Below are 11,678 nucleotides of genomic sequence, written 5' to 3'. Positions count from 1 at the left end.
GCGAGGGCGGGCCGCGCCCGCAGGGCAAGGGCGGCCCCCGGCCGCAGGGCGACCGGCGCGACTTCGACGGCCCGCCGCGCGGCGGCCGCGACCGCCGCCCGCCGCGCGAGGACCGCGGCGAGGCGCGCTCCTTCAGCTTCGCCCCGGCCAAGGACAAGGGGCCCGACCCCGACAGTCCCTTCGCGGTGCTGGCCCGGTTGAAGCTCGACAAGGAGTGATGCCGGTGCGGCCCGCGCCCCGCGCCTGAGCATGGCGGAGACCGAGGACCGGGACTGGCAGCGGCTGGACAAGTGGCTGTGGTGCGCGCGGGTGGCCAAGACCCGCGCGGAATGCGCCCGCCTCGTCGAGCGCGGGCAGTTCCGGCTGAACCGCCAGCCGGTGGACAAGCCGCATGCCCGGCTGCGGGTGGGCGACGTGCTCACCCTGGCGCTGGGCGGGCCGGAGCGCGGGGTGGTGCGGGTCTGGCGCATCCTGGCGCTGGCCGCGCGGCGCGGCCCCGCTCCCGAGGCGCGGAGCCTCTACCAGGATCTCGACCAGCCGTCCGCATGAGGCGCAGGCCGGAGCGCCGCACAAAGGTGGTTGCTTCGCACCGCGCTGCGGTCCATCTCTGCGCCGCAACGCACGCCCGAACGATCGCCGAAGGAACCCGGCCGTGACCTACGTCGTCACCGAGAACTGCATCCGCTGCAAATACATGGACTGCGTCGAAGTCTGTCCGGTGGACTGCTTCTATGTCGGCGAGAACATGCTGGTCATCCATCCGGACGAGTGCATCGACTGCGGCGTGTGCGAGCCGGAATGCCCGGCCGAGGCCATCGTGCCCGACAGCGACGACAAGGCCGCCGAGTGGTCCGAGCTGAACCGCCAGTACGCGCAGGAATGGCCGAACATCACCCGCAAGGGCGAGGCACCGGCCGATGCCAAGGAGTGGGACGGCAAGCCGGGCAAGAAGGCGCTGTTCGACCCCAATCCCGGGAAGGCCTGACCCGCTCGCCACGCCATGGCGCGCATGGCGTGACGAAGCGGCGTTTTTTTTGTATGCTGGGCGCCCGGGTGTGGTTGCCGGCGCCATGGCGCGGCCCCACCCTTTCCAGTTGCGCGTGGCCGTGAGGCGGCTGCCGGTCGGGCGATGCCCTTCCGCCAAAGTCCCCTTCGCCCACGCGGCAGCGGCACCCAGGAGTTGAGAGCGGATGAAGCCACCCGCCGGCGCGAAGTCCCCCACCCCGCAATCCGAGCCGGCCCAGACGGCCTCCTCCGCTTCGCGCCGCACCGGCATGGCCGAGGGCCAGGCGCCTTCCCCCACCGAGGGGGGCGCCCCTTCCCGCCCGGTGCCACCGCCGAAGCCGCTCGGCAATCCCGGCAGCGACTTCAAGGCCGGCGACCATGTCGTCTATCCCACCCATGGCGTCGGCCAGGTGCAGGGCATCGAGGCGATGCAGGTGGCGGGGATGGAGCTGAAGGTGATCATCGTCACCTTCGAGGAGAACCGCATGACCCTGCGGGTGCCGCTGGGCAAGGCGGCCTCCTCCGGCCTGCGCAAGCTCGCCGGCAACGACATGATGGGCGAGGCGATGGAGACGCTGAAGGGCCGGGCGCGCATCAAGCGCACCATGTGGTCCCGCCGCGCCCAGGAATACGAGCAGAAGATCAACAGCGGCGACCCCGTGCAGATCGCCGAGGTGGTGCGCGACCTGCACCGCAACGCCGGCCAGCCCGACCAGTCCTTCTCCGAGCGGCAGATCTACGAGCTGGCGATGGACCGACTGGCGGCCGAGGTGGCGGCGCTCGACCAGACCGACAAGAACACCGCGATGAACAAGCTGCTGGAGCACCTGAAGCAAGGCTGACCCCTCCCGCTCCCGCGCCATGGGCATGAAAAAGGCCCCGGAGGGTTTCCCCTCCGGGGCCTTCCTGTTTCCAGGCCTCCGCGCCGCGGGTCAGTCCTGCTGGCGCACGCCCATGAACTGCAGCAGCAGCTGGAACAGGTTGATGAAGTTCAGGTACAGGCCGAGCGCGTCGAACACGCTGCGCTTGGCGGCGATGTCCGTGCCCTGCTCGTAGGCGAACTCCATGTAGTCCGCCTTGATCCGCTGCGTGTCGTAGGCGGTGAGGCCCACGAACACCACCACGCCGATGACGCTGATGGCGAACTGCAGCGCCGAGGAGCCGACGAACATGTTCACCAGGCCGGCGATGATGATGCCGATCAGGCCCATCATCATCAGGCTGCCGAGCTTCGTCAGGTCGGCCTTGGTGGTGTAGCCGTAGAGGCTGACCCCGGCGAACATGCCGGCCGTCACCACGAAGGTGGTGGCGATGGAGGCGCCCACATACACCGCGAAGATGCTCGACATGCTCGCGCCCATGGCGGCGCAGAACAGCCAGAACAGCGCCTGAACGGTGGTCTTGCTCATCCGGTTGACGCCGAAGGAGAGCACCAGCACGAAGGCGAGCGGGGCGAAGATCGCCGCGAAGCCGAGGATGGTCGGCTGCGTCGCCAGTCCGCGCGGCGTGCGCACGACCTGGAAGAACAGCTCGGAAAGGCCGGTATTGGCGATCACGTAGGCGACGATCGCGGTCAGCAACAGGCCCGACGCCATCCAGTTGTAGACGCCGAGCATGTAGGAGCGCAGCCCGGCATCGATGGCGGCCGCGTCAGCCGTGCCGACGCGGCCCCAGCCGGCCGCGCCCGTCGTGTACCGATAGTCGGGACCAGAGGCCATAGGTGTCAAACTCCTAGCAGCGCGGAGAATCCGCGGGTCATGGGTTATATGGACAATCCGTAATTTTGTTCAACGGGAATCGCCCTGCTGCGGTGGCGGCTGGCCATCCTCCCATCCCGGCCGGCCTTGCAGGAACCAAGATGGGGTTCCGCGTCGTCTTCCTCTAGGCAAAACCCGCCTCCGCAGCCGTCCGGCGGCGGTTTCCGGCACCATCCGGCAGCGGGCAGGCTGTTCTCCAACGCGTGGCAGGTCACGGCCGGGTGGCATCGGCCCCGGTGCGGGAGCCGGTCACGTCCGCGCGCCAGTCTAGGCTCCGCCGGCCGGCCTGTCAGCCGGCCCGAAAGGACAAGGATGGGGGTGGCCCGCTGCATGGCGTCCCTGCCCTCACTCATTCCGCAGCAGCGGCGCCGCGCGGCCCCGCAGGGCCAGCGCGGTGCCGGCATAGCCGAGCAGCAGGGTGAGCGCGGTGCAGCCGGCCACCGTCAGCGCCAACGTGCCGGGGAGAAAGACCCAGTCCGTGCGCATGACGAAGCGCGCCACCGCCCAGCTCGCCGCCGTGCCGCAGAGTGCCGCCAGCAGGCCGGCGGTCAGGCCGAGCAGGCCGAACTCCACCAGCCAGGCGCGGCGGATCTGCGCGCGGGTGGCGCCCACCACCTTCAGCACCACGGCATCACGCACGCGCCGCCGCTGCCCCGCCGCCATGGCGCCGGCCAGCACCAGCCCGCCGGCCAGCAGCGTGACCCCGGCCACCGCCGAGACCGCCGTGCCCAGCCGCTCCAGCAGCCCGGCCACCGCCGCCAGCGCATCCCGCACGCGAATGCCGGAAACGTTGGGAAAGGCGTCCGTCACGGCCCGCAACACCGCGGCATCCTCGGCGGGATCGCCGCGCACCGTGGCGATGTGGGTGTGCGGCGCCGCCTCCAGCAGCCCGGGCGAGGCCACCAGCACGAAGTTCAGCCCCAGCCCCTGCCACTCGATGTCACGCGTGCTGGCGATCTTCAGCGGCACCTCGCGGCCGAGCACATCCACCGTGATGGTATCGCCGATGCCCACGCCCCACCCCTCCGCCAGCCGTGCGTCGAGCGAAACCAGCGGCGGCCCCTGGTAGTCCGCCGGCCACCACTGCCCTGCGGCGAGATGCGTGCCCTCGGGCGGCGTGGCGGCATAGGTGAGCCCGCGGTCGCCGCGCAGCGCCCAGCGCGTGTCCTCGCTGGCCTGAACCCGCTCCACCGGCACGCCCTTGATGGCGACGATGCGCGCCCGCAGCGAGGGCACGCGCTTCACCTCCACCACGCCGGGCTGGGCGCGCGCCACCTCGTCGAAGCGCCGCGCCTGGTCGGATTGGATGTCGATGAAATAGAAGTTCGGCGCCGCCTCCGGCAGCTGGTCGTAGATCTGCCGGCGCAGGTTGCCCTCGATCATCGCCACGGCGGAAAGCGTGGTCAGCCCGATGCCGAGCGAGACCAGCATCAGCGTGGTCGGCGCGCCGGGGCGGTGCAGGTTGGCCAGTCCCAGCCGCAGCGCCGGGCGGCGGATGCCGCGCAGCCGCCGCGCGAAGGCGGTGAGCGCCGCCGCGCCAAGCCGGAACAGCAGCAGCGTGCCCCCCGCCGCGGCACAGAAGCCGAGGGCGAAGAGCGGCTGCTCCGCGGTGCCCACCACCAGCGCCACCAGGGCCAGCGCGGCGCCGGCGTTCACCGCCAGCAGCGAGAGGCGCGGCCGGGAGGGAGTCGCCTGCACGGTGTCGCGGAACAGCGCGGCGCCGGGGATCTCCCGCGCCCGGCCGAGCGGCCAGAGGGCGAAGGCCAGCGCCGTCAGCAGCCCATAGAGCGCCGCCTGGCCCAGCGGCAGCGGGTAGATCCCGAGCCGGGGCGGCACCGGCAGCGTGCCCTGCAGCAGGTGGGCCGCCAGCAGCATCAGCCCCTGCCCCGCAACCAGCCCGATCAGGATGCCCAGGCCGGCCAGCGCGAGAACCTGGATCAGGTAGGTGGCGAAGATCACCCGCGCCGGCGCGCCGAGGCAGCGCAGCGTGGCGATGGTGCGGCTGCGCTGGTCGAGCCAGGCGCGCACGCCCGTGGCGACCCCGATGCCCCCCACCAGCAGCGCCGTCAGCCCCGCCAGCGTCAGGAAGGAGGCGGCACGGTCGAGGAAGCGGTTCACCCCCGGCGAGGCTTCGGCGGCGTCGCGGATGCGCCAGCCGCCATCGTCGAAGGCGGCGCGCAGGTCGCGCGCGAAGGCCGTGGGCACCGTGCCGGGCGGCAGGCCGATGCGGTACTCGTACTGCACCAGGCTGCCCGGCTGGATGAGCCGGGTGCGCGGCACGGCCTCCAGCGCGATCATCGCCCGCGGGCCGAGAATGGCGGGGCTGGCCACCTTGTCCGGTTCGCTCCGGATCAGCCCGGCGAGGCGGAAGCGCCCCTCGCCCAGCCGCACCGTGTCGCCCACCTTCAGCCCCAGCCGCTCGGCCACCAGCGGCTCCAGCACCACGCCATCCGCCGGCAGCGCGCCCGCCGGATCCAGCTCAAGGCGCCCGTAGAGGGGGTAGGCGCCATCCACCGCCTTCAACTCCACCAGCGTGCGCTGGCCGGAGGGGGCGACGGCCATGGCCCGCATCTCCACCACCTCGGAAAGCCGGGCGCCGCGCGCCGCGATCCAGTCCCGTGCCGCCTGCGGCATCGGCCGGTAGGAGACGCGCACGGAAAGGTCGCCACCCAGGATGCGCGCGCCATCCGCCGCCAGCCCCGCCTCGGTGGCGGCGCGCAGGGTGCCGACGGCCGCAATGGCGGCCACCCCCAGCGCCAGGCAGGCCAGCACGATGCGCAGGCCCCGGATGCCGCCCCGCAGCTCCCGCCGCGCGAAGCGGAAGCCAAGCGCGAGCGTGCCGCTCATGCGGCGCCGTCCGCCACGAACCGCCCGTCGGCCATGCGGAGCTGGCGCCCGCAGCGGGCGGCGAGCACCGGGTCATGGGTGATCAGCAGCAGCGTGGTGCCGAGCTGCTCGCGCAAGCCGAAGAGCAGGTCCATCACCTTCTGGCCGGTGGCACCGTCCAGGTTGCCGGTGGGCTCGTCGGCCAGGAGCAGGCTGGGCTCGGCCACCACGGCGCGCGCCAGGGCCACGCGCTGCTGTTCGCCGCCCGAGAGCTGGCCGGGATAGTGCCCGAGCCGGTGCCCGAGCCCGACCCGCGCCAGCGCCACCTCAGCGCGCTCGAAAGCGTCGGCGCGGCCGGCGAACTCCAGCGGCACGGCGACGTTCTCCAGGGCAGTCATGGTCGGCACCAGGTGGAAGGATTGGAAGACGATGCCCAGATTGTCCCGCCGGAAGCGCGCCAGCGCATCCTCGTCCAGCCGGACGAGGTTGGCGCCGGCCACGCTCAGGCTGCCGCCCGAAGGGCGCTCCAGCCCGGCGAGCAGCATCAGCAGCGTCGTCTTGCCGGAGCCGGAAGGGCCGACGAGGCCAACCGCCTCACCCCGTTGCACCTCCATATCGAGCCCGCGGAGGATGTTGACCTCCCCTCCGGCCGCCGCCACCTTGAAGGTGAGGCCACTGGCCCGGACCAGGGCCGTGTCGCGCCCGTCCCCCCCGGGGGGCTGCGCTGCGGGGGATCGGATGGCGTTGGGTGCGTCCAGCATGTTCCGCAGATATGGCCGTCGCGCCGCGCTGCGAAGGGCTGCTCTCGGTATCGGAATATTTCTTTCGGTGAAGCCCGGTGGCGCGGCGCATGCGCAGGCCGATGCACCGGTGAAGCTCCTGATGCTCGGCGACTCCATCACCGCCGGCTACGGTCTCGCCAGGGAGCAGGCCCTGCCCGCGCGGCTGGAGGCGCTGCTGCGCGCGGCCGGCGAAAACGTGCAGGTCATCCCGGCCGGCGTTTCCGGCGACACCACGGCCGGCGGCAAGTCGCGTCTCGACTGGGCGCTGGCCGACCGGCCGCAGGCGGTGATCGTGGCGCTTGGCGGCAATGACGGGCTGCGTGGCCTGCCGCCGGCCGACACCGAGGCCAACCTCGACGATATCCTGACCCGCCTGAAGGCGCGCGGCATCCCGGCGCTGCTGGCGGGAATGCTGGCGCCGCCGAACCTGGGCGCCGATTACGGGCGCGACTTCGCCGCCACCTTCCAGCGCCTCGCCAAGGCGCATCCCGAGGCCGTCCTCTACCCCTTCCTGCTGGAGGGAGTGGCGGGCGACCCGGACCTCAACCAGCCCGACCGCATCCACCCCAATCCCCGGGGCGCGGAGGAAGTGGCACGCCGCATGCTTCCCGCTGTGCGGGAGCTCTTGTCCAAGGTGCAGGGAGGTTGAGCCGCCATGCCACGCCTGTTCGTTGCCCTGCCGGTCCCCGAGGCGCTGCGCGTGCAGCTCGCCGACCTCGCCGGCGGCATTCCGGGCGCCCGCTGGGTGCCGCCCGAGAACTACCACCTGACACTGCGGTTCATCGGCGAGGTCAACGGCTGGCAGGCCGACGAGGTGGATGACGCCCTGTCCGGCATCCGCGGCCGCCCCTTCGAGCTGCAGCTTTCCGGCGTGGACGTTTTCGAGAAGGCCGGCCGCATCCATTCGCTGCATGTGAAGGCGGAGCGCAGCGAGCGCCTCGCGCACCTGCAGAGCAAGGTGGAAACCGCCCTGCAGCGCGCCGGCCTGCCGCCCGAGCGGCGCCGCTTCACCCCGCACATCACCCTCGCCCGCACCGACAAGGCGGCGCCGGACAAGCTCATCGCCTTCGTGCAGGCGCACAACCTGTTCCGCCCGCCCGCGGTGGTGATGGACCACTTCTCGCTGTTCTCCTCCCGCCTCGGCAAGGAACAGGCGCATTACGAGGCCGAGGTGGACTATGCCCTGGATGCCGCGCCGAACGGCAACGAGGCGCATCCGGGGCGCGAGGCCGGCGCCTGAAGGAGATCCCGGCGGACTCCGGCACGGTTCCGGCAGCCCGGCGGCTTCCGTCCTGCCGCCGCCGATGCGGGAGGCGCTTCCGCCGGCGCGCCAACTCCTCTAGGCAGGGGCGGTGATCGTCCGGCTGCGCGCCCTCCTGGTGAGCCTGTTCGCGGTGCTGCTGCTCGGCCAGAGCGCGGCAGCGGCGGCCCATTGCCTGTGGCAGGCCCGCCGCCTCGCCGCCCCGGGCGAGCTGGCGGTGCCGATCTGCACGCCGGACGGCCTGCGGCAGGCGCACGGCACCGGCGGCCCTGACGCTCCGCCCGGCCCTGCCGAGCCCTGCGTGTGCATCGTTTGCCATGCCCTGCCGCAGGCCGGGCTGCCGCATCCGCCAACCCTGCCGGAGCCGGCATGGCGGCTGGCCCTCCACTCCGCGCCGCCGCCGCTGCCGCCCCGGCCCGCCGCCCGCGCGCCGCCCGGAATGCCGCGCGGGCCGCCCCTCGGCTGATCCCCCACGCGCCGTCGCCTTCACGCTTCCCTTTCGCGGACCTGCCGCGCCGGCCCATACCCGGCGGCCCGGCGGCATGGCCGCCGCAATCCGGATCTTTCCGCATGTTCTCTCGTCGTCTTCTGCTCGGTACGCTGGCCGGGCTTGGGCTTGCCACCGCCGCCGCCGCGCACGGCTACACCGCCGGCGACATCGCCATCGGCCACCCCTGGAGCCGCGCCGCGCCGGCCGGCATCACCGGCGCCGGCTTCATGACGCTGCGCAACACCGGCAGCGCGCCGGACCGCCTGGTCTCCGCCCGCGCCGAGATCGCCCGCACCGTGGAGATGCACACCAACGTGCAGGAGGGCGCGGTGATGCGGATGCGCCCGGTCGAATCCATCGAGATCGCGCCGGGCCAGGAGGTGAAGCTGGCCCCCGGCGGGTTGCACCTGATGCTGGTCGGGCTGAAGCAGCCGCTCACCAAGGGAGCGCGGGTGCCGCTGACCCTGGTCTTCCAGCGCGCTGGCGAGATCACGGTGGAACTGTCCGTGGAGGCCGCCGGCGCCGCGGGCGAGCACCACCACTGAGCCGGCCAGATCGGCAGGCAGGGGGCGGTCGCGCCCCGCTTCACTTCCGGCGGCGTCCCGGCCGCCGGATTGTTCCGGAGGTCCGCTTTACGTTAAATTACCGGAATGAAAATCCCGTCCGACAAGCATCAGGAGTTTGTCTTCGGCCGCCTGCTGGATGAGGTCTACCTGCTGCTCGACTTCATCAGCACCCGCGACAACCGCAGGCTGGACTGCCTGAACGGATGCATCGAGATCGCGGCCGGGACGGCGAAGCGGGCAGGCAGCAAGCAGGAGATCCTGGAGCGGATCACCGAGCTGCGCTTCCCGCCCCCTCAATCCGGACCGCCGACCGCCGCCGATGCCGCCTTCCTGATGGCGGTGAAGGACAAGCTGGCGACGGAGGCGCGGCCGGCGAACGGCCTGACCGTCGCCTTCACCGAGATGGTGCTGATCGGCAACGCGCTCGCCGGCAGGAACCCGGAGGCGAGCGGCCGGGAGAGCCGCCTCACCACCCGGCGCAACCTCGCCCAGGCCGCCTATCCCGAGCTGAGCGTCTATGCGCGGATGACGCGGATCGCCTGGATGGTCAGCCTGGGCCTGCTGCTGCTGCTGACCCTGGTCACCGCGATGATCACCATGGGGGTGGAGAACGGACGCAGCGCGCTCACCCGCCTGGCAACCGCCAACGCCACCTACGCCAGGGCCGCGGCGGCGGTTGTGGGCGCCGAGCAGCAGGAAAGCCGGCTGGCCAGCCTCACGGGCCCGTCCAGCGGCGCCCGGATCACCCCGAGCCTGGACCCGCCCTACCTCCTGCAGTTCTGCGACCGCGCCAAATATCTGAGGTACCTGCGCAAGGCGAAGCTGGCGGAGGATGCCGCCGGCGCCGTGCCCCTGGATTTCCCCCTCTTCGAAGCGCGCGGCCAGGTCCGCTTGTGCCCGGAGGTCTGGGACGCGGAGCGGGAGATCGACGCGGCACGCCGGCGGATCCAGGCGCTGATGGAGCAGCGCTGGTGGTTTCTGTCGGCCTTCGCGCCCTCCACCGCCGTCCCGCCCGCCGCCGCGGCCGGAGCCGAACGGCCGCCCTCATCCGCGGTGGCCGCCACGACGGCACAGGCAACCGGCGGCGCCCCGGCAGCGGAGGGCTCCGATGGCGCTCCCGCCCGCGCCTCGGCGGTTGGCGAGGAGGTTGACACGGCGCGCGACAACGAATGGCGCGCCGACGACGCCATCCGGCTGCTCAGCCAGCATGTGCTGCCGCTCTGCTTCACCGTTCTGGGTGCCGGCGTGTCCATCCTGCGCGATTCCAGCCGCCGCATGCATGAAAGCTGCCTGGCGCCGCGCGACCTTCCCATGGCCCTCAGCCGCCTGGCGCTCGGCGTCGCCGGCGGGCTGGCGGTGGGACTCTTCTACAGCACCCCGGACAACCCTGCCCTGCAGCTCGGCGGCATCACGCCGCCAGGCATGCAGGGAACGGCCGTTGGGGCGCAGGCCATGGCCTTCCTGGCCGGCTATGGGCTGGATGCGCTCTTCGCCTTCTTTGACAGCCAGATCCGCCGCCTCAAGGGGAACGACGCGCCCGCGGAAGCCGCTTCCAGGCCGGCGCCCTCAGGCCAGGCGGCTTGACCGGGCGGCCGTGCCAACCCAGCTCTGCTGCCCATGACGCCCCCGCCCCTGATCATCCTGACCGGCGCCGGCATCTCCGCCGAGTCCGGCCTTTCCACCTTTCGCGACCCGGACGGCCTCTGGGCACGCCACCGCATCGAGGACGTCGCGACGCCCGAAGCCTTCGCGCGCGACCCGGCCCGCGTCCATGCCTTCTACAACGCCCGCCGCGCGCAGCTGCGCGACCCGGCCATCCAGCCCAACGCCGCGCATCACGCGGTGGCGCGGCTGGTGGCCGCCTGGCCCGCCCCCGCCCTGCTGGTGACCCAGAACGTGGACGACCTGCATGACCGCGCCATGCCCGGTGGCGGTGGTGCGCCGCTCCTGCACATGCATGGCGAGCTGGCGAGGATCCGGTGCCTGGCCTGTGGCGAAGGCCACCGCTGGACGCAGGACCTTTCCACCGCCACGCCCTGTCCCGCCTGCGGCAAAGCCGGCGGCCTGCGCCCGGACGTGGTCTGGTTCGGCGAGGTGCCGCTGGGCCTGGAGCGGATCGAAGCGGCGCTGGAGGATTGCGGCCTGTTCCTTTCCATCGGCACCTCCGGGCAGGTCTATCCGGCGGCCGGCTTCGTCGCCGCGCTTCGCGGCCGTGCCCGCACGGTGGAGCTGAACCTGGAGCCAAGCGCCGGCACGCCCCTGTTCGACGAGGCGGAGCACGGCCCCGCCACGCGATGCGTGCCGCGCTTCGTGGAGCGCCTGCTGGCGGAATGGCGCTGAGCCTTGAGGCGGCCGCCGCCGCTGCCCGTGCCTGCACCCGCTGCGACGGCCTGCCGCTCGGTCCCCGCCCGATCTTCCGCGTCAGCGCGTCGGCACGGCTGCTGATCGTGAGCCAGGCCCCCGGCACCCGGGCGCATGAATGCGGCATTCCCTGGGAGGACGCCGCGGGGGACCGCCTGCGGGACTGGCTCGGGCTGGACAAGGCGCGCTTCCACGACGCCACGCGCGTCGCCATTCTGCCGATGGGCCTCTGCTACCCGGGCCGCCTGCCGCGCGGGGGGGATGCGCCGCCGCGGCCGGAATGCGCGCCGCTCTGGCACCCGCGGCTGCTGCCGCCGATGCGGAACCTGCGCCTGACGCTGCTGATGGGGCGGCATGCGATCGCCGGGCGGCTCGGCCCCCGCGCGGCCGCGAAGCTGGAGGAAACGGTGCGGGATTTCCCGGCCCATCTTGCGCGCGGCCTTTTCCCGCTGCCGCACCCCTCCTGGCGGACAAAGGTCTGGGCGGCGCGCCGGCCCTGGTTCGCGGCGGAAGTGCTGCCCGCCCTGCGGCAGGCCATCGCCGCCGCTTTGGATGGCGAGAGCGGATCCCGGCCAGACGGTACCGGCTGATTGGGTGAAGATGCGCGTCAAAACAGAAGGCTGGCGCGGC

The 11,678-nt window shown here is 72.6% G+C and carries 14 protein-coding genes; 11 read left to right on the top strand and 3 right to left on the bottom strand.

All coding sequences use genetic code 11. The annotated features are described in order from the left end of the window. The 4 genes from E0493_RS20405 to E0493_RS20390 all read left to right on the top strand — a co-directional run. Window positions 1–218, top strand: a 218-nt coding sequence (locus E0493_RS20405) for a hypothetical protein (protein ID WP_160939108.1), incomplete at its 5' end; no start/stop codon positions are given. 31 nt (window positions 219–249) lie between these two features. Beyond that, a complete protein-coding gene (locus E0493_RS20400; RefSeq protein WP_160939107.1) occupies window positions 250–549 on the top strand; it encodes an RNA-binding S4 domain-containing protein in 300 nt (99 codons plus the stop codon). A gap of 103 nt (window positions 550–652) precedes the next feature. Further along, complete coding sequence (gene fdxA, locus E0493_RS20395) at window positions 653–985, top strand: ferredoxin FdxA (RefSeq protein ID WP_160939106.1); 333 nt, start codon at window positions 653–655, stop codon at window positions 983–985. Between the two features lie 205 nt (window positions 986–1,190). Further along, on the top strand, window positions 1,191–1,847 hold the full coding sequence (locus tag E0493_RS20390) for a CarD family transcriptional regulator (RefSeq protein WP_235913911.1): 657 nt from the start codon (window positions 1,191–1,193) through the stop codon (window positions 1,845–1,847). A 90-nt stretch (window positions 1,848–1,937) separates the two neighbouring features. On the opposite strand, the gene E0493_RS20385 is transcribed toward E0493_RS20390, so the two are convergent. From E0493_RS20385 to E0493_RS20375, 3 genes are all read right to left on the bottom strand, one after another. Then, complete coding sequence (locus tag E0493_RS20385; RefSeq protein ID WP_160939105.1) at window positions 1,938–2,723, bottom strand: Bax inhibitor-1/YccA family protein; 786 nt, start codon at window positions 2,721–2,723, stop codon at window positions 1,938–1,940. Between the two features lie 384 nt (window positions 2,724–3,107). Continuing rightward, complete coding sequence (locus E0493_RS20380) at window positions 3,108–5,609, bottom strand: ABC transporter permease (RefSeq protein ID WP_160939104.1); 2,502 nt, start codon at window positions 5,607–5,609, stop codon at window positions 3,108–3,110. Further along, window positions 5,606–6,349: an ABC transporter ATP-binding protein gene (locus E0493_RS20375; RefSeq protein ID WP_160939103.1), complete on the bottom strand. Its 744-nt coding sequence runs from the start codon at window positions 6,347–6,349 to the stop codon at window positions 5,606–5,608. The genes E0493_RS20380 and E0493_RS20375 overlap by 4 nt, the downstream gene beginning before the upstream one ends. Before the next feature lie 67 nt (window positions 6,350–6,416). Between E0493_RS20375 and E0493_RS20370 the strand changes: the two genes are divergently transcribed. The 7 genes from E0493_RS20370 (at window position 6,417) to E0493_RS20340 (ending at window position 11,638) form a co-directional block, all read left to right on the top strand. Next, a complete protein-coding gene (locus E0493_RS20370) occupies window positions 6,417–7,019 on the top strand; it encodes an arylesterase (RefSeq protein WP_456316352.1) in 603 nt (200 codons plus the stop codon). 6 nt (window positions 7,020–7,025) lie between these two features. After that, a complete protein-coding gene (gene thpR, locus E0493_RS20365) occupies window positions 7,026–7,610 on the top strand; it encodes an RNA 2',3'-cyclic phosphodiesterase (RefSeq protein WP_160939101.1) in 585 nt (194 codons plus the stop codon). 112 nt (window positions 7,611–7,722) lie between these two features. Continuing rightward, window positions 7,723–8,097 (top strand): DUF2946 family protein, encoded by a 375-nt coding sequence (locus E0493_RS20360; protein WP_160939100.1) that lies wholly within the window; start codon window positions 7,723–7,725, stop codon window positions 8,095–8,097. A gap of 104 nt (window positions 8,098–8,201) precedes the next feature. Next, a complete protein-coding gene (locus E0493_RS20355) occupies window positions 8,202–8,666 on the top strand; it encodes a copper chaperone PCu(A)C (RefSeq protein WP_202397247.1) in 465 nt (154 codons plus the stop codon). A gap of 105 nt (window positions 8,667–8,771) precedes the next feature. Then, window positions 8,772–10,271, top strand: a complete 1,500-nt coding sequence (locus tag E0493_RS20350; protein WP_160939099.1) for a hypothetical protein — start codon at window positions 8,772–8,774, stop codon at window positions 10,269–10,271. A 33-nt stretch (window positions 10,272–10,304) separates the two neighbouring features. Next, on the top strand, window positions 10,305–11,027 hold the full coding sequence (locus E0493_RS20345; protein ID WP_202397246.1) for an NAD-dependent deacylase: 723 nt from the start codon (window positions 10,305–10,307) through the stop codon (window positions 11,025–11,027). Then, window positions 11,018–11,638 (top strand): uracil-DNA glycosylase family protein, encoded by a 621-nt coding sequence (locus E0493_RS20340; RefSeq protein ID WP_160939098.1) that lies wholly within the window; start codon window positions 11,018–11,020, stop codon window positions 11,636–11,638. Before E0493_RS20345 ends, E0493_RS20340 begins: the two co-directional genes overlap by 10 nt. Window positions 11,639–11,678: the final 40 nt, after the last annotated feature.

The organism is Teichococcus coralli (genome assembly GCF_009829925.1).
In the GTDB taxonomy this organism is placed as follows: Bacteria; Pseudomonadota; Alphaproteobacteria; order Acetobacterales; family Acetobacteraceae; genus Pseudoroseomonas; species Pseudoroseomonas coralli.
Note: the sequence above shows the minus strand (reverse complement) of the source record. Positions and strands in the feature narration are given on the sequence as shown.